Genomic DNA, 24,283 nt, shown 5'->3' with positions numbered 1-24,283 from the left:
CACTTTCTACGCCGCTGTTCGACGGCGTTTCAAGGATGGGCGTTTCGCCCATTTTTTTATTTTGCATAGCATGCACATACATGCACGAGGGGGTTCAGGTGTCGAGCAAGCTAGAAGAGTTGCAGGCCTTGCTGGCCCCGGTGGTCGTGGCCCTGGGCTATGAATGCTGGGGTATTGAGTTTTCGGCTCAAGGTCGCCACTCAATGTTGCGCGTTTATATTGATAAAGAAGGCGGCGTGCTGGTGGACGATTGTGCCATCGTCAGCCGTCAGATCAGCGGTGTCCTGGATGTTGAAGATCCGATCGCCGTTGAATACACCCTTGAAGTTTCCTCGCCTGGCATGGAACGCCCACTGTTCACTATTGAGCAGTTTGCAAAATTTGCCGGTGAACAAGTGAAGATCAAGCTGCGCTCGCCTTTCGAAGGTCGACGCAACTTTCAAGGCCTTCTGCGCGGCGTAGAAGAGCAGGATATCGTGGTGCAGGTTGAAGACCATGAGTTCCTGTTGCCGATCGATATGATCGACAAGGCCAACATTATTCCCAGTTTTGACTGAGACGCGGATCCCGCGGATCCAATGGCTTGCGAAAGGCGAGGCGTACGATGAGCAAAGAAGTACTGCTGGTTGTTGAGTCGGTATCCAATGAAAAGGGCGTACCGGCAAACGTTATTTTTGAAGCGCTGGAGCTGGCTCTGGCCACCGCTACCAAAAAGCGTTTCGAAGACGAAGTTGACCTGCGTGTGGAAATTAACCGCCACACCGGTGCCTATGAAACTTTCCGTCGCTGGGCGGTAGTCGAAGAAGCAGATCTGGACGATCCGGCTGTCGAGATGTGGGTCGAGCAGGCTCAGGAAACCCAGCCGGGCGCTAAAGCTGGCGACATCGTTGAAGTAAAAATCGACTCGATCGAGTTTGGCCGCATCGCTGCACAGACCGCCAAACAGGTCATCGTGCAGAAAGTCCGCGAAGCAGAGCGTGCTCAAGTCGTTGATGCCTATCGCGAGCGCTTGGGAGAAATCATCTCCGGCACCGTGAAAAAAGTGACGCGCGACAATGTGATCGTCGATCTGGGTAACAACGCCGAGGCGTTGTTGGCCCGTGAAGACATCATCTCTCGTGAGACTTTCCGTGTTGGCGTGCGTCTGCGTGCGCTGCTCAAGGAAATCCGCACCGAGAACCGCGGTCCGCAGTTGATCCTGTCGCGTACCGCGCCGGAAATGCTGATCGAATTGTTCCGTATTGAAGTGCCGGAAATTGCCGAAGGCCTGATCGAAGTGATGGCAGCATCCCGCGATCCGGGTTCTCGTGCCAAAATTGCGGTCCGTTCCAAAGACAAACGCATCGACCCGCAAGGCGCCTGCATTGGCATGCGCGGTTCGCGCGTCCAGGCAGTGTCTGGCGAGTTGGGCGGCGAGCGTGTGGATATTGTCCTGTGGGACGACAACCCGGCGCAGTTCGTGATCAACGCCATGTCACCGGCTGAAGTTGCGGCAATTATCGTTGACGAAGATGCCCATGCCATGGACATCGCCGTTGGCGCAGACAATCTTGCTCAGGCCATCGGTCGCGGTGGTCAGAACGTGCGTCTGGCTAGCCAGTTGACTGGCTGGACCCTGAACGTGATGACCGAATCGGACATCCAGGCTAAGCAGCAAGCAGAAACCGGCGACATCCTGCGCAACTTCATCGACGAGCTGGAAGTCGACGAAGATCTGGCACAGGTGCTGGTCGATGAAGGCTTCACCAGCCTGGAAGAGATTGCCTACGTACCGTTGGAAGAAATGCTCAACATCGACGGCTTTGACGAAGATACAGTCAACGAGCTTCGCGCTCGCGCCAAAGACCGTTTGTTGACTAAAGCCATCGCTACTGAGGAAAAGCTGGCAGACGCCCATCCGGCCGAAGACCTGCTCTCGCTTGAGGGTATGGACAAGGATTTGGCGATGGAACTGGCGGTGCGCGGCGTAATTACCCGCGAAGACCTGGCCGAGCAGTCTATTGACGACCTGCTCGACATCGACGGCATTGACGATGATCGTGCCGGCAAGTTGATCATGGCCGCCCGAGCCCATTGGTTCGAGTAATTAGGCGCGGCCTGAGGAGAGAAGTGCATGACGCAAGTCACGGTGAAACAACTGGCCGATGAGGTCAAAACACCGGTAGAGCGCCTGTTGCAGCAGATGCGTGAGGCAGGTCTGCCGCACACCGCCGCCGAGCAAGATGTGACCGACAGTGAGAAGCAGGCTCTGCTGACTCACTTGAAAAGCAGCCACAAGGCGAAAGTGGAAGAACCGCGCAAGATCACTTTGCAGCGCAAAACCACCAGCACCCTGCGTGTTGCTGGCAGTAAAAGCATCAGCGTTGAAGTGCGCAAGAAGAAAGTCTTCGTACAGCGCAGCCCGGAAGAAATCGAAGCCGAGCGCAAACGCGAACTGGAAGAACGTCGCGCAGTAGAAAATGCTGCTCGCCAAAAGGCTGAAGAAGAAGCCAAGCGTCGCGCCGAAGAAGAAGCGCGTCGCCAGCCTGCTCCTGTGCAAGTGTCTGCAAATGACGCTGTTGTAGTGGCGCCTGCTGCTTTCGTCGCCCCAGTGCAAGAGGCCCCTGTAGTGGCTGCTGCACCGGCTGTCGACGCTCGCAAGCGAGATGAGCAACGTCGCCCGGACAAACCACGCAGTGATGACAGCAGTCGTCGCGGCGATGGCGAGCGCAAGAGCAATGCTCCGCATCGTGCAACCGTTAAAGAGAAGGCTCCGGCTCCACGCGTTGCCCCTCGTACTACCGACGAAGAAAGCGATGGCTTCCGTCGTGGTGGTCGCGGCAAGGCCAAGCTGAAGAAGCGCAATGCCCACGGCTTCCAGAGCCCAACCGGCCCTGTGATTCGTGACGTCCAAATCGGCGAGACCATCACTGTGGGCGATTTGGCCGCGCAGATGTCGGTCAAGGCTGCCGAAGTCATCAAGTTCATGTTCAAGATGGGCACTCCGGCGACCATCAATCAGGTACTCGATCAGGAAACTGCTCAGCTGGTTGCTGAAGAACTGGGCCACAAAGTGACCCTGGTCAGCGACACCGCCCTGGAAGACTCCCTGGCAGAATCGCTGAAGTTCGAAGGTGAGACGTTCTCCCGTGCGCCAGTCGTGACCGTAATGGGCCACGTTGACCATGGTAAAACCTCGCTGCTCGACTACATCCGTCGTGCCAAGGTAGCTGCTGGCGAAGCCGGTGGTATCACCCAGCACATCGGTGCTTACCACGTTGAAACCGATCGCGGCATGGTCACTTTCCTCGACACCCCTGGTCACGCCGCGTTTACCGCAATGCGTGCTCGTGGTGCCAAGGCGACCGACATCGTGATCCTGGTAGTTGCGGCGGACGACGGTGTAATGCCGCAGACCATCGAAGCTGTTCAGCACGCCAAAGCCGCCGGTGTTCCGCTGGTTGTTGCTGTGAACAAAATCGACAAGCCGGGTGCCGATCTCGATCGCATTCGTAGCGAACTGTCTGTCCACGGTGTTACGTCCGAAGAATGGGGTGGTGATACTCCGTTCGTTTCAGTCTCCGCGAAAATGGGTACTGGCGTTGACGACCTGCTGGAAGCAGTCCTGCTGCAAGCTGAAGTTCTCGAGCTGAAAGCAACCCCGTCCGCTCCTGGTCGTGGCGTTGTGGTTGAATCGCGCCTCGACAAAGGTCGTGGCCCGGTTGCAACCGTTCTGGTTTCAGACGGCACGCTGCGTCAAGGCGACATGGTTCTGGTTGGTTCGAACTTCGGCCGTATCCGGGCGATGCTTGACGAAAACGGCAAGCCGATCAAAGAAGCGGGTCCTTCGATTCCAGTCGAGATTCTCGGTCTGGACGGCACGCCGGAAGCTGGCGACGAGATGAGCGTAATGACTGACGAGAAGAAGGCACGCGAAGTTGCCCTGTTCCGTCAAGGCAAGTTCCGCGAAGTCAAACTGGCTCGTGCTCACGCTGGCAAGCTGGAAAATATCTTCGAGAACATGGGTCAGGAAGAGAAGAAGACGCTTAACATCGTCCTCAAATCCGACGTCCGCGGTTCTCTGGAAGCTCTGCAGGGCGCCCTCGGCGGCCTGGGTAACGATGAAGTGCAAGTGCGCGTAGTCGGTGGCGGTGTCGGTGGTATCACCGAGAGCGACGCCAACCTTGCACTGGCCTCCAACGCTGTACTGTTCGGTTTCAACGTGCGTGCCGATGCTGGCGCTCGCAAGATCGTCGAACAGGAAGGTCTGGATATGCGTTACTACAACGTGATCTACGACATCATCGAAGACGTCAAGAAAGCCCTGACCGGTATGCTTGGCAGCGACGTTCGGGAGAACATCCTGGGTATCGCTGAAGTCCGCGACGTGTTCCGTTCGCCGAAGTTTGGCGCGATCGCCGGTTGTATGGTTATCGAAGGTGTTGTGCACCGTAACCGTCCAATCCGTGTACTGCGTGAAGACATCGTTATCTTCGAAGGCGAGCTGGAATCCCTGCGCCGCTTCAAGGATGACGCTTCCGAAGTACGTGCCGGCATGGAATGCGGTATCGGCGTGAAGAGCTACAACGACGTCAAGGTCGGTGACAAGATCGAAGTCTTCGAGAAGGTTCAGGTTGCTCGCAGCCTCTAACTCGCGCACTTCAAGAGCCGTGATGGGCAGCCGCATGCAAATGCACGGCGCATCACCCGGACTCTAAACGCAACGCCCGGTCTGGCTTCTGTCAGGCCGGGCGTTTGCCGCTTTCAGACCACACGGGTTTCACCGTGAGGCAGTAACAGGTAACAATACATGGCAAAAGAATACAGCCGTACCCAACGTATCGGCGATCAGATGCAGCGTGAGCTGGCACAGCTGATCCGTCGTGAAGTCAAAGACCCGCGCGTCGGCCTGGTCACCATTACCGCTGTTGAAGTCAGCCGTGACGTCGGTCACGCCAAGATCTTCATCACCGTGATGGGGCAGGACAGCGCCGACGACATCGCTCAAAGCATCAAGGTGCTGAACTCGGCCGCCGGTTTCCTGCGTATGCAACTGGCTCGTGAGATGAAGCTGCGCAGCGTTCCACAGCTGCACTTCCACTACGACGAAAGCGTCGTGCGTGGCGCTCATCTGTCGGCATTGATCGAACGCGCGGTGGCTGAAGACAATCAGCACCTGGTTGCGGCTGAACCCGAAGACGCCAAGGAGTAATCGGTGGCTCAGGTCAAACGTATCCGTCGTAACGTCAGCGGCATCATCCTGCTCGACAAACCGTTGGGGTTCACCTCCAATGCAGCGCTGCAGAAAGTCCGTTGGTTGCTCAATGCCGAGAAGGCCGGGCATACCGGCAGCCTGGACCCGCTCGCCACTGGCGTGCTGCCGTTGTGCTTCGGTGAAGCCACCAAGTTCTCGCAATATTTGCTCGATTCGGACAAGGCTTATGAAACCTTGATGCAATTGGGCAAGACCACCACCACGGCGGACGCCGAAGGTGAGGTTTTGCAGACACGGGAAGTGACCGTCGGTCGCGCCGATATTGAAGCGGTTTTACCGAATTTTCGCGGTCAAATCAGTCAGATACCACCGATGTACTCAGCTCTCAAGCGTGATGGCCAGCCGCTTTACAAGTTGGCCCGTGCAGGTGAAGTGGTGGAGCGCGAAGCGCGTTCTGTTACTATTGCGCGCTTGGAATTGCTTGCGTTCGAGGGCGATACTGCCCGGCTTGCAGTGGATTGCAGCAAAGGCACTTATATCCGGACCCTTGTGGAGGATATTGGTGAGCAACTCGGTTGTGGCGCTTACGTTGCTCAATTGCGACGTACCCAGGCCGGTCCTTTCAGCCTGGCCCAGACGGTTACGCTGGAAGAGCTGGAAGCAGTACATGCCGAAGGCGGCAATGAGGCGGTTGACCGCTTCCTGATGCCATCGGACAGCGGCCTGCTGGATTGGCCACTGTTGCAGTTCTCGGAGCATAGCTCGTTCTACTGGCTTAACGGCCAGCCGGTACGAGCCCCGGATGCACCGAAGTTCGGCATGGTACGGGTACAGGATCATAACGGTCGCTTCATCGGTATCGGTGAAGTGAGCGAAGACGGGCGTATCGCGCCTCGTCGACTGATTCGGTCAGAATGACCGGACGAGGGTGGCTGTTAACAGGCACGGTCACTACTCATTTATAGATACAGGGATTTGTCCCTGGCCTGTTGAAGCTGTTTCTTTGAAACAGTTTCCTGATAAAAGGATTGCCTCATGGCTCTCAGCGTTGAAGAAAAAGCTCAAATCGTTACCGACTACCAGCAAGCTGTTGGTGATACCGGTTCGCCAGAAGTGCAGGTTGCACTGCTGACCGCCAACATCAACAAACTGCAAGGTCACTTCAAGGCCAACGGTAAAGACCACCACTCCCGTCGTGGTCTGATCCGCATGGTAAACCAGCGTCGTAAGCTGCTGGACTACCTGAAAGGCAAAGACCTGAGCCGTTACAGCGCTCTGATCGGTCGCCTGGGTCTGCGTCGCTAATAAGCGATTGCGCTAGAGGTTGGTTGTCTGTCGTGCGTCAGCGGGTTTCCCGCAGGCGCATGGCAGGCTCCCAGCCTCAAGTTTTATCTGGACAGTAGTTTTATCTGGACAATACAAGTCGGGCCGATTCCCGGCGTTGCCCAAGAATTTCGCAAGAAACCAGTTCCCCCAAGAGCCACAAAGAAGGTAGGACACCGTGAACCCGGTAATCAAAAAATTCCAGTTCGGTCAGTCGACCGTTACCCTCGAGACTGGCCGTATCGCCCGTCAGGCCTCCGGCGCAGTATTGGTCACCGTTGACGACGACGTCAGCGTATTGGTGACTGTAGTCGGTGCCAAGCAAGCCGATCCAGGCAAGGGCTTCTTCCCTCTGTCTGTTCACTACCAGGAAAAGACTTACGCTGCCGGTAAGATCCCTGGCGGTTTCTTCAAGCGCGAAGGCCGTCCTTCCGAGAAAGAAACCCTGACTTCCCGACTGATCGACCGTCCGATCCGTCCTCTGTTCCCGGAAGGCTTCATGAACGAAGTGCAGGTTGTCTGCACTGTCGTTTCCACCAGCAAGAAAACCGATCCGGACATCGCTGCGATGATCGGTACTTCGGCTGCGCTGGCAATCTCCGGCATTCCTTTCGATGGTCCGATCGGCGCTGCCCGCGTTGCGTTCCACGAAAGCACCGGCTACCTGCTGAACCCGACTTACGAACAACTGAAAGCATCGAGCCTGGACATGGTCGTTGCCGGTACTTCGGAAGCGGTATTGATGGTTGAATCGGAAGCCAAAGAGCTGACCGAAGACCAGATGCTGGGTGCGGTATTGTTCGCCCACGACGAATTCCAGGTGGTGATCAACGCTGTCAAAGAGCTGGCCGCCGAAGCTGCCAAGCCAACGTGGACCTGGGCTCCTCAGCCAGAAGCCACCGCACTGCTGGGCGCTATCCGTGCCGAGTTCGGCGAAGCGATCTCCCAGGCTTACACCATCACCGTCAAGGCCGACCGTTACGCTCGCCTGGGTGAACTGAAAGACCAGGTTGTTGCCAAGCTGTCCGGTGAAGAAGGCCAGCCTTCGTCCAGCGAAGTCAAAGCTGCTTTCGGTGAAATCGAATACCGCACCGTTCGCGAAAACATCGTTAACGGCAAGCCGCGTATCGACGGCCGCGACACCCGCACCGTACGTCCGCTGAACATCGAAGTCGGTGTTCTGCCGAAGACCCACGGTTCGGCACTGTTCACCCGTGGTGAAACCCAGGCTCTGGTAGTCGCGACTCTGGGTACCGCCCGTGACGCACAGCTGCTGGACACCCTGGAAGGCGAGAAAAAAGACCCCTTCATGCTGCACTACAACTTCCCTCCGTTCTCGGTGGGCGAGTGTGGTCGCATGGGTGGCGCTGGTCGTCGCGAAATCGGTCACGGCCGTCTGGCCCGCCGTTCGGTTCAGGCCATGCTGCCAGCCGCTGACGTGTTCCCGTACACCATCCGTGTGGTATCGGAAATCACCGAGTCCAACGGTTCCAGCTCCATGGCTTCGGTCTGCGGCGCTTCCCTGGCGCTGATGGACGCTGGCGTGCCGATGAAGGCGCCGGTTGCCGGTATCGCCATGGGTCTGGTTAAGGAAGGCGAGAAGTTTGCCGTCCTGACCGACATCTTGGGTGACGAAGATCACCTGGGCGACATGGACTTCAAAGTAGCCGGTACCTCCAAAGGTGTTACCGCGCTGCAGATGGACATCAAGATCAAGGGCATCACCGAAGAAATCATGGAAATCGCTCTGGGCCAAGCCCTGGAAGCGCGCCTGAATATCCTCGGTCAGATGAACCAGATCATTGGCCAGTCGCGTACCGAGCTGTCGGAAAACGCTCCGACCATGATCGCGATGAAAATCGACACCGACAAAATCCGTGATGTCATCGGTAAAGGCGGCGCGACCATTCGTGCGATCTGTGAAGAAACCAAGGCTTCGATCGACATCGAAGACGACGGCTCGATCAAGATCTTCGGCGAAACCAAGGAAGCCGCTGAAGCCGCTCGTCAGCGCGTTCTGGGTATCACCGCTGAGGCCGAGATCGGCAAGATCTACGTGGGTAAGGTTGAGCGCATCGTCGACTTCGGCGCATTCGTCAACATCCTGCCGGGCAAGGACGGTCTGGTTCACATCTCCATGTTGAGCGATGCTCGCGTCGAGAAAGTGACCGACATCCTGAAAGAAGGTCAGGAAGTGGAAGTACTGGTACTGGACGTGGACAACCGCGGCCGTATCAAGTTGTCCATCAAAGACGTAGCAGCTGCCAAGGCTTCGGGCGTTTAATACTCCCTTCGCTTGATCGCTGAACACGCAAACGCCCCGACTGGTTCGGGGCGTTTTGCTGTGTGCAGGAAACGTAGCCGGTGCCGAACCCAGGCTCCGCAAGCTGCTACAGAGGGTTGCGTGCAAGTCTGTAGAAATTCAGATACGCAGTAAGTTGCCTGACCTGAAAGTCAGTGCTAGGTTTAGCCCACCGCCCGTGTAGCTCAGCCGGTAGAGCAGCGCACTCGTAACGCGAAGGTCGCAGGTTCGATTCCTGTCTCGGGCACCAGGCACCACCTGTTTTCAGATGATCCCGAATGGTTCTGAAGGCCAGATAAACCGGATTGCACGCGGTTTTTTCTGCGTCAGAGAGATCCTTGATGATCCAGATCCATCTTCCATTCCCCAGATCAGAGAGAACGAAATGACCATTAAAGAACTGACACAAGAAGCCCGGCACGAAGAGGCCCTCAAGAAATACATTCTTGATGCGCCCGAGTTGATGGACGAGATCAAAGACTTGAGCGCTGACGATCAGAAAGATCAGATTCAGTGGGCGTTCGAGGACGAGGCTGAAGCGCAGGGCTTGCAGCCCTGGGAGCTGACGCTCAAGTACACCTCAACGCCGGAAGAATACGAAGCGACACGCCTTGCATTGCACAAGGAAGCGGCCGAAGTGTTGGGCGTCGCGTGGGAAGAATACTGCGAGATGAACAATCTGGTGGTTTGATGCCAGCGCCAGCCTCATTGAGGCTGGCGTTTTGCTACATCAGAGACTCAAGCGCATCGACAGGTCCACGGCCTTCACATCCTTGGTGATTGTACCGATAGAAATGTAATCCACGCCGGTTTCGGCGATTGGGCGCAAGGTGCTTTCGCTGATCCCGCCGCTTGCCTCGAGTTTGGCTTTGCCAGCGTTAAGGCGCACAGCTTCGCGCATGTCGTCGTGGCTGAGTTCGTCCAGCATGATGATGTCGGCACCGGCAGCGAGTGCTTCTTTCAGTTCCGCAAGACTTTCCACCTCTATCTCTACCGGTTTGCCCGGGGCGATCCTGTGCGCAGCAGTGATTGCCTGGGCGATGCCCCCGCAAGCGGCGATATGGTTTTCCTTGATCAGGAACGCGTCATACAGGCCGATGCGATGGTTGTGGCAACCACCGCAGGTCACCGCGTATTTCTGTGCCAGACGCAGACCAGGCAGGGTCTTGCGGGTATCCAGCAGCTTTACCTGGGTGTCGGCAACCTGGTCGGCGAAGTATTGCGCGCGGGTGGCGACCCCGGACAGCAATTGCAGGAAGTTCAGCGCGCTGCGTTCACCGCTGAGCAGCGAGCGAGCAGGGCCTTCGAGGTGGAACAGCGCCTGATTGGGGCTGACGCGCTCGCCATCACGCACCTGCCAGTGCACCGCGACCCGCGGGTCCAGTTGCCGAAATACCGAGTCGACCCAGGCGGTACCGCTGATGACGGCCGTGTCGCGCGTGATGATGGTGGCTTTGGCCAGGCGTCCGGTCGGGATCAGTTGTGCGGTGATGTCACCGCTGCCTATGTCTTCAAGCAACGCACGGCGCACGTTGGCTTCGATTTCGGCGGTCAGGTCGGCGAGACGTAGATTCGGCATAACGGGCTCCACAAACAAAGTGGCCCGATTATAGGGCCATGCCGTGAGCTAACCCAAGGCGACATACACCTTCACTTCGCTCTGAACCCTGCATTTGGTCGCTTCAGCTAAGCCGTCAGGTTCGGGCGAGGGACGAGTTTGAGGGGCTGCTTCAAAATGAAGTGCAGGGTCTGCTGGCACAAGTGGCATCTTTTACCAGATAATCTGCCTTGTAATTGACGTCATGGCTTTGACGTCGCTGTGTTCTTTCGATCGATGAATTGCCGCGCAGTGCATCCGTACCCGCCCCAAACCGGGCCGCGCGCGTTGCAGGCTGCCGATCATTTACACAGAACCGAAGGATGACCGTTTCAGGAGGCTTGGATGCACAATGACGGGAAGGTAGTGCCTTTGCACAAGGCTGCTACTGATCAGGCGACTCACTCGCCGCTCGCCCGCCTGCCAGTCATTCTGCTCCAGGTTCGCGACAAAGCCGCGCAGCAACTCAAGCATGGCCTGCAAGCGTTGTTCGATAATGCCTATGACACCTTGTTCGAAATGGCTGACCGAGCTCAGAACAATGTTGACCAGAGCACGTTCTTCGAAGCCATGCGCGATTTGCGTCTCAAGCGAAAAAGCATTGAGCGTGGCTTTCTCGAGAAATTTTTCGAGGCCTTTGCCGGCCTCGCTCAGTACGACATAACGCAAACGTCGTTTCCCCGGTCGGTGCTTTGCGACCCATTGCTACAGGCTCCCAACGACGAGCTGGAACGAACCGTAGCGTTGGAGGCCATGGTCGCCAAGGCGCTCAGTCGTGACGGCTTTGCCCTGGGCCAATTGACCGCGCGTTTGAGTGCGTTGCTCGGCAAGCGTCTCGATGATCAGCACAACCCGATGGGGCCGGCCATGCTCTGCGAGCATTTCCTGGAGGCCTGGTGCAATCTGGGTGTGGAGACCAAGGTCAAGTTGATCATTCTCAAGCTGTTCGAGAAGTATGTGCTCAGCGATGGTGACCAGCTCTATGCTGAAGCCAATCAATTGTTGATAGTCACCGGCGTACTGCCCGAACTCAAGGCCGCTCCCACCCGCCGGGCTTCCGAGCGGGCGGCCGTCAACGCTGGTGCCGTGCAAACCGACCCTGGCACGGCCAAATCCAGCGGCGCACAGATCGACGAGGGGGTGCAGGAGGTTTTCGCGGCGTTGCAGGAACTGCTTTTACACGTCAGAGGCAGCGTTGCACCGACCTTCGAAGTCAGTGCGCAGACTCAGCCTATTTCGACCCGGGATTTGTTGCGCCTGCTCTCGCATCTACAGCAGTACGTACCAGAGCCCAGTGCTCAGGATGATTTCGATCTGCGTAATCAGCTTGAGCAATTGCTGACCCGAGTCAGCGTCAAAAGCGGCAAGTCCAGGGTCGTCGGCGTGGCTGATGAGGATGTGATCAATCTGATTGCGATGCTTTTCGAGTTCATCCTCGGTGATCGCAATTTGCCCGATTCGCTCAAGGCGCTAATCGGCCGCTTGCAGATCCCGATGCTGAAAGTCGCGGTGCTGGACAAGAGTTTTTTCAGTCGCGGCAATCATCCGGCCCGGCGCCTGCTCAATGAAATTGCCGCCGCCGCGGTGGGCTGGGGCGAGTGCGATGACTACCAGCGCGACAGTCTGTACCTGCGTATCGAGCAGCTCGTGCAGCGGCTGTTGAATGATTTTGTCGATGACCCGGCGATCTTCTCCGAGCTATTGGCCGATTTTCTGGCCTTCACCGCTGACGAACGCCGTCGCAGCGAATTGCTGGAGCAGTGCACCCGTGATGCCGAAGAAGGCCGCGCCAAAATGCAACTGGCCCACCAGTGTGTCGAACAGGAGCTGAATCAGCGGCTGTCGGGCCAGAAGCTTGAGAAGAGCCCGGCTATTGTGGGCAATGATGATTTGCCGACGATGGTTGAGGTAGTCCAGAAGATTGTTCTGAGGACCGCCGACGAGGGGCCTGTCGACGTTGCCGCTGTGCGCCTGGGCAAGGATGACGCGGGCCTGCTTGAGGTTAATCAGCTGCGTCCGGGGTGTTGGGTCGAATTCCAGGAAGACGATGAAAACACGGCTCGATGCAAACTGGTAGCGATCATCCAGCCATCCGGCAAGTACATTTTTGTCAACCGTACCGGCATGAAAGTACTGGAGCGAACCCGCACCGCGCTGGCGCTGGAGTTCCACTGCGGGGCTGTTCGAAAACTGGATGACACCTTGTTGTTCGACCGGGCGCTGGAGTCGGTGCTTGGTAACTTGCGTCGACTCAATCGCAAGTGATCGCAACCTGAGTGCTGATCGCGGCATACTGGGCCATCAAAGTCGTTGTTCAAGGAATCTGTATGCAGTTGGACCCCGCTAGCGGTTGGTGTCAGGGCGTGCGTCATTGTCCGTCGCCAAACTTCAATGCGCGCCCCACAGGCGAGATTTCCCTGCTGGTGATCCACAACATCAGTCTGCCGCCAGCGCAGTTCGCGACGGGTAAAGTGCAGGAGTTTTTCCAGAATCGCCTGGATGTCACGGAGCACCCTTATTTTGCAGGGATAGCCGATCTGCGCGTGTCTGCGCATTTTTTGATCGAACGTGACGGTGCGATCACTCAGTTTGTCTCCTGTCTTGAGCGTGCCTGGCACGCGGGTGTCTCACGCTTCGATGAGCGGGAAGGGTGCAATGATTTTTCTTTGGGCATCGAATTGGAAGGTACTGACGAGTTGCCATTCACCGATGCTCAATATCAGGCGTTGATTGCCTTGACCCGGCAGTTGCAGAGCGCCTACACGGCGATCACTGTGCAGCGCATCTGCGGCCATAGTGATATTGCTCCCGGGCGAAAAACCGATCCGGGGCCGGCTTTCGACTGGGTACGCTTTCGTGCAGCCTTGGATAAAGGGGACGAACAATGAGTTTTCTGGTGTTGCTGCTGGCGGTCTGGGTCGAAAAATTCTCGGCCTTGCGTCATCAGGTACAGCGCGACAGTGGATGGTTACGCGAGTTGGCCAAGCTTGAGGCCAGTCCGCGACTGACGAACCGACCCTGGTTAGTGCTAGCGCTGCTGGTTTTACTGCCGGTTACGGTGCTGGGATTAGGGCTGGTGGTGCTGGAACCGGTGTTCTACGGTTTGTTGGCGTTACCCGTTCATCTGTTAGTGGTGATTTACAGCCTGGGACGCGGCGACTTGTTGGGTGCTCTGGGGCCGTTTCGCGATGCCTGGCGTCGTGAGGACCTGCAAGCAGCGGCTCATGTTGCCAAGCGTGACCTGGATATTTGCGCTGACAGCGGCGAACAGTTGCTTGGGCGGGTTCAAGGACACTTGCTGTGGGAGGCCTATCAGAGCTTTTTTGCGGTGATTTTCTGGTACTTTCTGCTCGGTCCGGTCGCAGCGTTGAGCTATCGCTTGCTGGCATTAGCGGCTGAGCACGGGAAAAATCCGGCGCTGGCCGAGCGCGCCGAGCAATTGCGTCATGCCTTCGATTGGTTGCCGGTGCGATTGTTGGCAGCAAGCTTTGCGCTGGTGGGCAACTTTGTTGCGGTCAGCCGGGTGATGTTGCATGAGTTGCTCAACTGGAACATCAGTGCCGCGCAGTTGCTGGAGAAAGTCGGCCTGGGGGCTGGCGAGATCCCGGCACCAATGGTCGGCGCGGATGGTATTACCAGTCTGGACCGGTTATGGGAACTGCTGCTCCGGGCTGCGGTGCTTTGGTATGCCGGCTTTGCACTCTGGACTGTGTTTCTCTGAGACGTGCACAAAACCTGAGGTGAGAAAAACATTGCGGCGAGAGGGCTTTGCCCCTCGCCACAAAGGAGCTTCCCCGTTCACCAGACCGATACTCACGCGGTTAACTTTAAGTTACAAAACCTCCCTTTGATTTGAGCTATACAGACGTAGCGCCGAATAGTGGCTATCTGCTGTCTTCGCGTGCCTGCCAATAAAAATAAAAGAAAAGGGAGACTTTCAGTGAAGAGCTTGCTCTATCCCGCTGTAGCGCTGATGAACCGCCTGAGCTTCGGTATGAAGTTCAGCCTGATCAGTGTTCTGTTTTTCCTGCCGATGCTGGTGACCAACTTCTATCTGGTCCGCGACTCCTATCGCGAATTCCAGGGCACCCGGGTCGAATTGCAAAGTCTTGACCTGTTGGGCAGCAGCCTTACGCTACGGCGTGATCTGGAAACCCTGAATAACCTGGTGCAGATCAACGTCAACCTTGGCCAGTCCGGCAAAGCGGGGGATGTCGAGCCGAAGATCAGCGTCCTTGAACAGAGCGTCCTGGAACGCATGAAGGGGCTGGCGGCTGTGACCATCGACCCCGGGCAGATCAGCGTTTTCGATGGCAAGCGCGATGAAATGATTACGGCCTTCAAGGCTCAGCAAGCCGAAAACTCTTTGCAAAGCAAAAGCGCGTTGATCGGCAAGTTGCTCGGCAGTGCGCAAGTGTTCAGCCAGATTATCGCCAGCCAGTCCGGCTTGAGCCGCGACAATCAAAGTGACATGCGCCAATTGAGTGAGTTGATCACTGGGGTCACCCCGCAAGTCACGCAAATCCTGGGCGAAGGCCGGGCCATAGGCAGCTATTCGCTGGGGCAGGGTTTCCTCAATTCGTCGTCGAGCACTCGTTTCGATGAGCTGTTACAGCAGATTGAAAAGCTCCAGGCCGAGTATGGCTTGAAGCTGCAGGATGCTTTGGGCTCGAGCAAAGCGGCCCACGACGCTCTGGACCCATTGGCCAGCGCCAGCAGAGCGACGCTCAAGCAAGGTAGCGAACTGTTCGAAGAGCAGGTGGTGATGGCCGATACCCTCGATGCTCCCTGGCAAGCTTTTTACGATCATGTCAGCGGATTAATGGCGCAGACCTACCAACTCAATGAGGCCACGTTGAAGTTCCTTGGTGCGCAATTGCAGCAGCGTCTGGAGCAGAACCGCACGCAGATGGTGGCGTTGGTGGTTGCACTGGCCGCGGTGTTTTTATTGATCGTTTACCTCTATGGCGGTTTCTACGCTTCGACCCGCACTACCCTCAAACGCCTGGGAGCGGTGATGGATAAGGTCGCGGCGGGGGACATGACTGTCACTTTCACCGCCCACAGTCGCGACGAGTTGGGTGAATTGGGCAATGTGTTCAACGGTACCGTGGCGAAAATCCATGACCTGATCGAACTGGTGGGCAAGACCGTCAATGAAGTCGAGCTTCAGGCCGGTCAGGTTGAATCGGTATCGGCTCGCAGCAATCAGGCCGTCGCCGGTCAGCGCAGCCAGATTGAACAGGTTGCCACGGCCATGAATCAGATGTCGGCGACTGCCCAGGAAGTGGCCCGTAGCGCAGCAGCGGCGGTCAGTAGCGCCCACAGCGTCAACGACGAAACGGTCAGCGGCCGTGGTTTGGTGGTGTCTCAGCAGGGCAGCATTGCTCAGTTGGCCGGCGAGATTGACCAGTCAGTGTTGGTAATCAATCAGTTGGCCAGTGACAGCCAATCCATCAGCCGTGTACTTGAAGTGATCAAAAGCATTGCCGAGCAGACCAACCTGTTGGCGCTCAATGCGGCCATTGAGGCTGCGCGTGCCGGTGAACAGGGGCGCGGTTTTGCTGTGGTGGCCGATGAGGTCCGGACATTGGCCAAGCGTACTCAGCAATCGACTGAAGAAATCGAGCAAATGATTGCCAGGTTGCACAGCGGCGTCGGCGCGGCGGTGAAAGCCATGGGTGTTAGCCATCAGATGGCCAATGGAACGGTCAGCCAGTCGGAAAAGGTTCAGCAGGCGCTGGAAAACATCCTTGGAGCAGTAGGGATGATCGTCGATCAGAACCAACAGATCGCAGCAGCAGTCGAGCAACAAACCGCAGTGGCCCACGATATCGATCAAAACATCGTCGAGATCAACCGCGCCGGCGAGCGCACCGCTGAAGGTGCGCACCAGACCGAAGATGCCAGCCGTCAGCTTTCCGCGCAGGTGGTGCAGTTGAAGGCGTTGATCAGCGCGTTCCGGGTTTGAGGTCGGCAGCCATCATTGAGTGGGCAGCTTCCAGGCCATGCGGCGAGTGAGCATGATCCTGTAGGCTGCCAAGGCCTATTGCGACTGATTCCAGTTGAACAAATCACAGGCGTTGGCAGTGCTCGCCGCCGCCAGTTGCTGGGGGCTGATGGCCATGATTTCGGCCAGCGCCGAACAGATCGCCGGTAAGTGCTGCGGGCTGTTGCGCTGGCCTGGATACATGGCGGGCGCCATATCCGGCGAATCGGTTTCCAGCACGACGGCATCCAGCGGTAAGCCTTTGATGACTTTGTGCATGCGCAGCGCCTGCGGCCAGGTCGCGGCGCCTCCCAGGCCCAGTTTGAAACCGAGTTTGATGTATTCGCGGGCCTCTTCCTGACTGCCGGCAAAGGCATGGATGATGCCCGCGCGCTTCAAGCGAAAACGTTTGAGGGTCGCGATCGTGGTCGCATGGCTACGGCGGACATGCAGCAGCGCCGGTAACTGGAAATCTGCCGCCAGTTGTAACTGCGCTTCAAACAGCGCTTGTTGCCGTTCGCGGTCGAGATGTTCGAGAAAATAATCGAGACCGATCTCTCCCACCGCACACAGCTGCGGATGGCCAGCCAGACGGGTCAGCCAGTCGCCAAGCTCGGTCAGGTCCGCCGGGCAATGCTCATCGAGGTACGCCGGATGCAAGCCGAACGCGGCATGCAGGTCCGGGTCGCTTTGCACCAGATCCCATACCCGCTGCCAATTTCGCTGATAAACCCCCAGCACCACCATTCGTCGCACCCCGAGGATGCGGCTGTCAGCCAGCAGCGCTTGGCGATCTTCGTCGAAATCCGGAAAGTCCAGATGGGTATGGCTGTCGATCAGCTCCACGTTCACGCCTCGTGAATACGCTGCTTGAAGGTCCGCGCGATGGCCAGGACACCCGGTTGGTAGTGTTGTTCTTCAATCGCCGCCAACGCCAGTTGCAGCGCTTTGTCCGCGATCAGTTGATGTTGCTGGGCCATGGCGTTCACCGGCAGCGGCAGGAAGTCCAGCAACTGGGTGTCGCCGAACGTACCGAGGCGCAGCGGTCGGGATTTGAGCGGGAAGTCATGCAGCGCATCGAACACGCCCTGGAGCAGCACATAGGAGGTAGTCACCAGCGCATCCGGTAAGTGGCCGAGGCGTTGTAGTAACTCCTCCATCAGCTGTCGTCCGCAATCGCGACTGAAGGCTTCGCCGTGCTCGATCAGGATCTTGCCGTCAAATCCGGACAAGGCCTGCTTGAAGCCTGCTGCACGTTCCTGGCTGATGCTCAGCTCGGGACGCGCACCGATGAGCACGATCTGCCGAGGTGCGGGTTGCAACAGACTGCGGGTGAGTTGCAAGCTGGCTTCTTGATCATCGCTGATCACCGAGCAGAAATGCTCGGGCTCCATGACCCGGTCGATGGCAATGATCGGCAGGCCCTTGGCCTGCAACTGGCGATAGCTGTCATCATCGGGCGGCAGGCAGCTGGCGACGAACAATGCATCGCAACGTCGGGCGCGGAATAATTGCAGCAATTGTCGCTCGCTGTCCGGCGCATCGTCGGAACTGGCAATCAATAACTGATAGCCGCGTGCGCGGGCACCTTGTTCGAGCAATTTGGCGATCCTGGCATAACTGGGGTTTTCCAGGTCGGGCAGGATGAAACCCAAGGTACGCGTATGCCGGCTGCGTAGCCCGGCCGCTTGTGGGTTAGGCGTGAAGCCATGTTGTTCGACCACCGCCTGCACACGCTCGACGGTGCTGCGGCTGATCCGTTGTTGTTCGGCCTTGCCGTTGATGACATAGCTGGCGGTGGTGACAGACACACCGGCCAGTTGGGCGATATCACTGAGTTTCAACCCGGGATTTCCTTGTTGTTTTGGAGCTTGCCCCGACATTTTGTCCAATCGTAACCGAAATGAGGGGGCGACCATCGTCGCAACTGCGACCGACAGATAGGGCTTCAAGGATGAGCGATTATCGAGTAACGTGCCAAACATTCTAGATTAAACGTTTCAGCAAGCGTGTTTTCAGGGGTATAAAGGAGTTGGGCCGGTTCTGCCGAGAAGCCGCCCGAGGCTGTTCTGACAATAAGCCTAAGCTGATTCATTCAAAACAATACCTAGCGCGAACTTGCGCTAAATAGGAGAAAGCATGCTCGAGCTCACCATAGAGCAGATATCCATGGGCCAGTCGGCTGTGGATAAGTCCGCGGCACTGCACCTGCTTGCCGAACATCTTGTCGCTGATGGCCTGGTCGAAGAGGGTTACCTCGGCGGTTTGCAGGCGCGGGAAGCCCAGGGCTCGACCTTTCTCGGTCAAGGTATTGCGATCCCCCATGGCACCCCTGAAACCCGCGATAAGGTGTTCACCACCGGTGTGCGCCTGTTGCAGTTCCCGGAAGGGGTGGACTGGGGTGATGGCCAGATCGTCTATCTGGCGATCGGCATTGCCGCCAAATCCGATGAGCACCTGCACCTGTTGCAATTACTCACCCGCGCCCTGGGTGAAACCGATCTGGGCCAGGCCCTGCGCCGCGCCAGTTCCGCCGAGGCCCTGTTGAAGCTGCTGCAAGGTGCGCCGCAAGAGTTGGCGCTGGATGCGCAGATGATCGGGTTGGGCGTGCCCGCCGAAGATTTCGAAGAGCTGGTTTGGCGTGGCGCGCGTTTGCTGCGTCAGGCCGACTGTGTGAGCAATGGTTTTTCCGCAGTACTGCAACAGGTTGAAGCACTGCCGCTGGGCGACGGCCTGTGGTGGTTGCACAGCGAACAGACGGTCAAGCGTCCAGGCCTGGCCTTCGTCACGCCGGACAAGCCGATCCGCTACCTCGGCCAACCGCTGAGCGGTCTGTTCTGTCTGGCCAGCCTGGGTGAAGCCCACCAAGCCTTGCTCGAACGCCTTTGCGCGTTGCTGATTGAAGGTCGCGGCCACGAGTTGGGACGAGCTACCAGCAGCCGCGCGGTCCTGGAAGTACTCGGTGGCGAATTGCCGGCGGACTGGCCGAGCGCCCGGATCGCCTTGGCCAATGCCCACGGCTTGCATGCGCGTCCGGCGAAGATTCTGGCGCAACTGGCGAAAAGCTTTGAAGGCGAGATTCGCGTGCGGATCGTCGACGGCAAGGACAGTGCGGTGTCGGTGAAGAGCCTGAGCAAGTTGCTCAGCCTCGGCGCCCATCGTGGCCAGGTGCTGGAGTTTATCGCTGAACCGAACATCGCTGCCGATGCCTTGCCCGCGTTGCTGGCGGCCATCGAAGAAGGGCTTGGCGAAGAAGTCGAGCCGTTGCCGGCGATCAGCGCACCGCGTGAAATCGTCGCTGAAGTGGAGCCGGTGCTGGTAGTTCCGGCCTCGGGCAGTCTGATTCAGGCGATAGCCGCCGCACCCGGGATTGCCATCGGTCCGGCCCATATTCATGTTCTGCAGCCGATCGATTACCCGTTGCGTGGTGAGTCCGCCGCCATTGAACGTGAGCGTCTGAAACAGGCGCTGGCCGATGTCCGTGGTGACATCGAAGGGCTGATTCAGCGCAGCAAGGCCAAGGCTATCCGCGAGATTTTCATTACTCACCAGGAAATGCTCGACGATCCGGAGCTGACCGACGAAGTCGACACTCGCCTCAAGCAAGGTGAAAGCGCCGAGGCTGCATGGATGGCGGTGGTCGAGGCAGCGGCCAGACAACAGGAATCGCTGCATGATGCGCTGCTGGCCGAGCGTGCGGCGGACTTGCGAGATGTCGGTCGCCGGGTGCTGGCGCAGCTGTGTGGCGTCGAAACCCGGGTCGAACCTGAGCAACCGTACATTCTGGTGATGGATGAGGTCGGCCCCTCGGATGTGGCGCGTCTCGATCCAGCGCGGGTTGCCGGGATTCTTACCGCTCGTGGTGGCGCCACCGCCCACAGTGCGATTGTCGCGCGGGCGCTGGGCATTCCAGCGCTGGTCGGTGCCGGCGCTGCGGTATTGCTGCTGGCGCCGGGCACGCCCCTGTTGCTCGACGGTCAGCGTGGCCGCCTGCATGTGGACGCCGATGCCGCGACCTTGCAGCGCGCCACCGTAGAGCGCGATACCCGCGAGCAACGTCTGCAAGCCGCAGCGGCCCAGCGCCACGAACCGGCGTTGACCACCGATGGCCACGCCGTTGAAGTGTTCGCCAATATCGGTGAAAGCGCAGGTGTCGTCAGTGCCGTGGAGCAGGGCGCCGAAGGCATTGGCTTGCTGCGCACCGAACTGATTTTCATGGCCCACACGCAAGCGCCGGATGAGGCGACCCAGGAAACCGAATACCGCCGTGTGCTCGATGGTTTGGCCGGCCGGCCTTTAGTGGTGCGTACCCTGGATGTTGGCGGTGACAAACCGCTGCCTTACTGGCCGATCGCCAAGGAAGAAAACCCTTTCCTCGGTGTTCGCGGCATTCGTCTGACTCTGCAACGTCCGCAGATCATGGAAGCCCAGTTGCGCGCCTTGCTGCGCGCCGCTGATAACCGGCCGCTGCGGATCATGTTCCCGATGGTCGGCAGCGTCGATGAGTGGCGCCAGGCCAGGGACATGACCGAGCGCCTGCGTCTGGAAATCCCGGTGGCCGATCTACAATTGGGGATAATGATCGAAGTGCCGTCCGCGGCGTTGCTCGCTCCGGTATTGGCCAGGGAAGTGGATTTCTTCAGCGTCGGTACCAATGACCTGACCCAATACACCCTGGCCATCGACCGCGGCCATCCGACGTTGTCGGCCCAGGCCGATGGCTTGCACCCAGCCGTGTTGCAACTGATCGACATCACCGTGCGTGCGGCCCATGCCCATGGCAAATGGGTCGGCGTGTGTGGAGAGCTGGCGGCTGATCCGTTGGCCGTACCAGTGCTGGTGGGGCTTGGCGTGGATGAACTGAGTGTCTCGGCGCGCAGTATTGCCGAGGTCAAGGCGCGGGTTCGCGAGCTCGGTTTGAGCCAGGCAAAAATCCTTGCTCAGCAGGCATTGGCCGTGGGCAGCGCCAATGAAGTGCGTGCTTTAGTGGAGGCACTGTAATGGCTAAGATTCTTACCCTTACCCTGAACCCGGCGCTGGACCTCACCGTCCAGTTGGCCTGCCTGGAACCCGGTCAGGTCAACCGCAGTGATGCCATGCACACCCACGCCGCCGGCAAGGGTGTGAACGTGGCGCAGGTGCTGGCCGATCTCGGGCATCAGCTGACCGTCAGCGGTTTCCTCGGCGAAGACAATCTACAGGCCTTCGAAACCCTGTTTGCCCGGCGTGGTTTTGTCGATGCGTTCATTCGCGTGCCCGGAGAAACCCGCAGCAATATCAAACTGGCTGAAAGCAATGGGCGTATCACCGACTTGAATGGGCCGGGCCCGCTGGTCAGTGAAGCCGCTCAACAGGCGCTGCTTGATCGTCTCGATCAGATCGCCGTCGGGCATGATGCGGTGGTGGTCGCTGGCAGTCTGCCGCAGGGCGTCAGTGCGCAGTGGTTGCAGACGTTGCTGATCCGCCTGAAAAATCTCGGCTTGAAAGTTGCCTTGGATACCAGCGGCGAAGCCTTGCGTGCAGGGCTCGCTGCAGGTCCATGGCTGGTCAAGCCCAATACTGAAGAGCTGGCCCAAGTGCTGGATTATCCGGTCGTGTCGGTGGCTGCGCAAACCGAGGCGGCAAGCCGGTTAAGGGCGCAAGGTGTCGAGCATGTGGTGATTTCCCAAGGTGCCGACGGTGTGAACTGGTTCAGCGTCGGTTGTGCCTTGCAGGCACTGCCACCGAAGGTCCGAGTCGCCAGTACCGTCGGTGCTGGCGATTCATTGCTGGCGGGGATGCTGCACGGTTTGCTCAGTGCTCATACCCCTGAACATACCTTGCGCACGGCCACCGCGATTGCCGCCATGGCCGTTACCCAGATCGGTTTTGGAATCAACGATGCCGCGCAACTGGCGCAGCTCGAACAGGGTGTTCGTATTCATCCCCTGACAGAACAATAAGAGGGTTCGTAATGAAGTTAGCCATTGTTACTGCCTGCCCGAATGGCATGGTCACCAGTGTGCTCTGCGCGCGTTTGCTCGACGCAGCGGCGCAACGCCAGGGTTGGAGCACCAGCGTCGAAGTGCATGACGCGGCGCATCCAGAACGCCAGTTGTCGGCCGCGACCATCGAAGCTGCTGAGTGGGTGCTGGTGGTCAGCAGCGCGCCGGTGGATATGTTGCGCTTTGTTGGCAAGCGAGTGTTTCAGAGTTCGCCGGCTCAAGCGCTGCAAGACGTCGAAGCGGTATTGCGACGCGGTGCCGAGGAGGCGCAGGTCTATGCCGCGCCCGACGTGGTTGCCACGCCGCCCGCCGTTGGCAAACGCGCGCCACGGCTGGTCGCAGTGACCGCTTGCCCGACCGGCGTCGCTCACACCTTTATGGCGGCCGAAGCATTGCAGCAAGCGGCCAAGCGCCTGGGCTATGACCTGCTGGTGGAAACCCAGGGCTCGGTCGGTGCACGTAACCCCTTGAGCGCAGCGGCGATTGCCGACGCCGATGTGGTATTGCTGGCGGCGGATATCGAAGTCGCCACTGAGCGTTTTGCCGGCAAGAGGATTTACCGCTGCGGCACGGGCATCGCCTTGAAACAGGCCGAAGCCACGCTGAATAAAGCGTTGGACGAGGGGCAGCAGGAAAGTGCTTCGACCGGCACCAAAGGTCCGGCCAAGCAAGAAAAAACCGGTGCCTACAAGCACCTTCTGACCGGTGTGTCGTTCATGTTGCCGATGGTGGTGGCCGGCGGGTTGATGATCGCCTTGTCATTTGTCTTCGGTATCACGGCGTTCAAAGAGCCAGGGACCCTGGCCGCGGCGCTGATGCAGATCGGTGGCGAGAGCGCATTCAAGCTGATGGTGCCGCTGCTTGCCGGTTACATCGCCTACTCGATCGCCGACCGTCCGGGCCTGGCGCCGGGGATGATTGGCGGTCTGTTGGCCAGTACCCTGGGGGCGGGTTTTATCGGTGGGATCATTGCCGGTTTTATCGCCGGTTATGCCGCGCAAGCGATCAATCGCTGGGCGCGCTTGCCGCAAAGTCTCGAAGCGTTGAAGCCAATCCTGATCATCCCGTTGCTGGCGAGCCTGTTCACGGGGCTGGTGATGATCTACGTGGTGGGTAAACCGGTTGCCGGGTTGCTTGAAGGGCTGACTCACTTCCTCGACAGCATGGGTACGACCAACGCGATTCTGCTCGGTGTGTTGCTCGGCGGCATGATGTGCGTTGACCTTGGTGGGCCGATCAACAAAGCTGCTTATGCGTTCTCGGTGGGCCTGCTGGCATCGCAAAGTTATGCACCGATGGCCACCACCATGGCTGCCGGTATGGTGCCGCCGATTGGTATGGGCATCGCTACGTTCATCGCCCGCCGCAAGTTTGCCCAGGCCGAGCGTGAAGCCGGCAAAGCGGCATTTGTGCTCGGCCTGTGCTTTATCTCCGAAGGGGCGATCCCGTTTGCCGCCAAGGACCCGTTGCGGGTGATCCCGGCGAGCATCGCCGGCGGTGCGTTGACTGGCGCACTGTCGATGTACTTCAGCTGCAAGCTGATGGCGCCGCACGGAGGGCTGTTCGTTATGCTGATCCCGAATGCAATCAACCATGCGTTGTTGTATCTCTTGGCGATTGTCGCCGGGAGTTTGCTGACGGCGGTGACGTATGCGCTGATCAAGCGGCCTGAGGTGGTTGAGTTGGTTCTGGAGCCGGCATAAGCCTGATACCTGTAGGAAAGCAGGGGGGCGCCTAGCTGTTGCCTGCGATAAGGTCAACGCGGTCTAGCTGGCGCACCGCGTTATGATCGTTCCCACGCTCTGCGTGGGAATGCCGCTCTGGACGCTCTGCGTCTGCTTTGGATGTGACGCGCAGCGGCACGGGATGCATTCCCACGCGGGAGCGATCAGTT

General features: G+C 58.5%; 18 protein-coding genes, 1 tRNA gene and 1 pseudogene. 17 read left to right on the top strand and 3 right to left on the bottom strand.

From position 1 onward, the window contains the following. The first annotated feature begins 98 nt into the window (after positions 1-98). From rimP to AC07W5_RS11190, 9 genes are all read left to right on the top strand, one after another. A complete protein-coding gene (gene rimP, locus AC07W5_RS11230; RefSeq protein ID WP_419118832.1) occupies positions 99-557 on the top strand; it encodes a ribosome maturation factor RimP in 459 nt (152 codons plus the stop codon). A 47-nt stretch (positions 558-604) separates the two neighbouring features. Continuing rightward, positions 605-2,086, top strand: a complete 1,482-nt coding sequence (gene nusA, locus AC07W5_RS11225) for a transcription termination factor NusA (protein WP_489068704.1) — start codon at positions 605-607, stop codon at positions 2,084-2,086. Between the two features lie 27 nt (positions 2,087-2,113). Further along, entirely contained in the window at positions 2,114-4,630 is a 2,517-nt protein-coding gene (infB, locus tag AC07W5_RS11220; RefSeq protein ID WP_495023353.1) for a translation initiation factor IF-2, read from the top strand. A gap of 159 nt (positions 4,631-4,789) precedes the next feature. Beyond that, positions 4,790-5,191 (top strand): 30S ribosome-binding factor RbfA, encoded by a 402-nt coding sequence (rbfA, locus tag AC07W5_RS11215; RefSeq protein WP_494995343.1) that lies wholly within the window; start codon positions 4,790-4,792, stop codon positions 5,189-5,191. Between the two features lie 3 nt (positions 5,192-5,194). Next, positions 5,195-6,112 carry a tRNA pseudouridine(55) synthase TruB gene (gene truB / locus AC07W5_RS11210; RefSeq protein WP_495023352.1) on the top strand — a complete coding sequence of 306 codons (918 nt, stop codon included), beginning with the start codon at positions 5,195-5,197 and terminating at the stop codon, positions 6,110-6,112. Positions 6,113-6,229: 117 nt separating this feature from the next. After that, positions 6,230-6,499 carry a 30S ribosomal protein S15 gene (rpsO, locus tag AC07W5_RS11205; protein ID WP_009042128.1) on the top strand — a complete coding sequence of 90 codons (270 nt, stop codon included), beginning with the start codon at positions 6,230-6,232 and terminating at the stop codon, positions 6,497-6,499. Between the two features lie 196 nt (positions 6,500-6,695). Then, the gene (gene pnp / locus AC07W5_RS11200; protein ID WP_494995341.1) at positions 6,696-8,801 is read left to right on the top strand and encodes a polyribonucleotide nucleotidyltransferase; all 2,106 of its coding nucleotides are present in this window, start codon (positions 6,696-6,698) and stop codon (positions 8,799-8,801) included. Between the two features lie 192 nt (positions 8,802-8,993). After that, positions 8,994-9,069: transfer RNA gene (locus tag AC07W5_RS11195), tRNA-Thr, on the top strand. A 135-nt stretch (positions 9,070-9,204) separates the two neighbouring features. Continuing rightward, entirely contained in the window at positions 9,205-9,510 is a 306-nt protein-coding gene (locus AC07W5_RS11190) for a DUF6388 family protein (RefSeq protein WP_494995340.1), read from the top strand. Positions 9,511-9,549: 39 nt separating this feature from the next. Here the strand turns inward: AC07W5_RS11190 and nadC are convergent, their stop codons facing one another. After that, the gene (gene nadC, locus AC07W5_RS11185; RefSeq protein WP_495023351.1) at positions 9,550-10,398 is read right to left on the bottom strand and encodes a carboxylating nicotinate-nucleotide diphosphorylase; all 849 of its coding nucleotides are present in this window, start codon (positions 10,396-10,398) and stop codon (positions 9,550-9,552) included. A 363-nt stretch (positions 10,399-10,761) separates the two neighbouring features. Between nadC and AC07W5_RS11180 the strand changes: the two genes are divergently transcribed. The 5 genes and pseudogenes from AC07W5_RS11180 (at position 10,762) to AC07W5_RS11160 (ending at position 16,387) form a co-directional block, all read left to right on the top strand. Continuing rightward, on the top strand, positions 10,762-12,681 hold the full coding sequence (locus AC07W5_RS11180; RefSeq protein ID WP_495023350.1) for a DUF1631 domain-containing protein: 1,920 nt from the start codon (positions 10,762-10,764) through the stop codon (positions 12,679-12,681). 62 nt (positions 12,682-12,743) lie between these two features. Continuing rightward, complete coding sequence (ampD, locus tag AC07W5_RS11175; RefSeq protein WP_494995389.1) at positions 12,744-13,304, top strand: 1,6-anhydro-N-acetylmuramyl-L-alanine amidase AmpD; 561 nt, start codon at positions 12,744-12,746, stop codon at positions 13,302-13,304. Next, the gene (ampE, locus tag AC07W5_RS11170; RefSeq protein WP_495023349.1) at positions 13,301-14,137 is read left to right on the top strand and encodes a regulatory signaling modulator protein AmpE; all 837 of its coding nucleotides are present in this window, start codon (positions 13,301-13,303) and stop codon (positions 14,135-14,137) included. The genes ampD and ampE overlap by 4 nt, the downstream gene beginning before the upstream one ends. A 252-nt stretch (positions 14,138-14,389) precedes the next feature. Next, positions 14,390-15,481, top strand: a pseudogene (locus tag AC07W5_RS11165) (methyl-accepting chemotaxis protein); the annotation flags it as partial. Further along, a complete protein-coding gene (locus AC07W5_RS11160) occupies positions 15,458-16,387 on the top strand; it encodes a methyl-accepting chemotaxis protein (protein ID WP_495023421.1) in 930 nt (309 codons plus the stop codon). The pseudogene AC07W5_RS11165 and the gene AC07W5_RS11160, both read left to right, overlap by 24 nt. A 75-nt stretch (positions 16,388-16,462) precedes the next feature. Here the strand turns inward: AC07W5_RS11160 and AC07W5_RS11155 are convergent, their stop codons facing one another. Together AC07W5_RS11155 and cra are read right to left on the bottom strand one after the other, a co-directional pair. Further along, positions 16,463-17,251 (bottom strand): TatD family hydrolase, encoded by a 789-nt coding sequence (locus AC07W5_RS11155; RefSeq protein WP_495023348.1) that lies wholly within the window; start codon positions 17,249-17,251, stop codon positions 16,463-16,465. A 2-nt stretch (positions 17,252-17,253) separates the two neighbouring features. After that, positions 17,254-18,249 (bottom strand): catabolite repressor/activator, encoded by a 996-nt coding sequence (gene cra / locus AC07W5_RS11150; RefSeq protein WP_495023347.1) that lies wholly within the window; start codon positions 18,247-18,249, stop codon positions 17,254-17,256. Positions 18,250-18,544: 295 nt separating this feature from the next. Here cra and ptsP point away from each other — a divergent pair, with 295 nt between their 5' ends. From ptsP to AC07W5_RS11135, 3 genes are read left to right on the top strand one after another with little or no spacing between them, the layout of a single operon-like run. Next, a complete protein-coding gene (gene ptsP, locus AC07W5_RS11145) occupies positions 18,545-21,406 on the top strand; it encodes a phosphoenolpyruvate--protein phosphotransferase (RefSeq protein ID WP_495023346.1) in 2,862 nt (953 codons plus the stop codon). After that, a complete protein-coding gene (gene pfkB, locus AC07W5_RS11140) occupies positions 21,406-22,347 on the top strand; it encodes a 1-phosphofructokinase (RefSeq protein WP_494995333.1) in 942 nt (313 codons plus the stop codon). The genes ptsP and pfkB overlap by 1 nt, the downstream gene beginning before the upstream one ends. An 11-nt stretch (positions 22,348-22,358) precedes the next feature. Further along, a complete protein-coding gene (locus tag AC07W5_RS11135) occupies positions 22,359-24,092 on the top strand; it encodes a PTS fructose-like transporter subunit IIB (protein ID WP_495023345.1) in 1,734 nt (577 codons plus the stop codon). The last annotated feature ends 191 nt before the right edge of the window (positions 24,093-24,283 follow it).

This window comes from Pseudomonas sp. GW821-FHT01E05 (genome assembly GCF_059422425.1).
This window is presented reverse-complemented; position numbering and strand designations above follow the sequence as displayed.